Genomic DNA, 501 nt, shown 5'->3' on the forward strand with positions numbered 1-501 from the left:
TGCAGAGCAGCGATGCGACCAAGGTCATCACCGTTCGCACCACCGGCTTCGATGCCGCGGCCGCCACCGGTGGCAGCGCATCGGTCGAAACCGCCGAAGGCGTGGCCGACAGCGGCAAGAGCAGCTTCGTGGGCCGTGAAGTGACCAAGAGTGAGCGTCCCGAACTGACGGCCGCCAAGATCATCGTCTCGGGTGGTCGCGCGCTGGGCAGCGCCGAGAAGTTCACCGAAGTGATGGCACCGCTGGCCGACAAGCTCAACGCGGGCCTGGGTGCCAGCCGCGCCGCCGTCGACGCGGGCTACGCCCCCAACGACTGGCAAGTGGGCCAGACCGGCAAGATCGTCGCGCCGCAGCTGTACATCGCCGCGGGCATCTCGGGCGCGATCCAGCATCTGGCCGGCATGAAGGACTCCAAGGTGATCGTGGCGATCAACAAGGACGAAGAGGCGCCGATCTTCTCGGTGGCCGACTACGGCCTCGTGGCCGACCTGTTCACGGCCG

The 501-nt window shown here is 67.7% G+C and carries 1 protein-coding gene; it reads left to right on the forward strand.

The genetic code is table 11. The annotated features are described in order from the left end of the window. A partial coding sequence (locus ACODT0_RS42410) for an electron transfer flavoprotein subunit alpha/FixB family protein (RefSeq protein ID WP_489044052.1) occupies window positions 1–501 on the forward strand: 501 nt, incomplete at both ends.

The organism is Variovorax sp. FG153 (genome assembly GCF_057809595.1).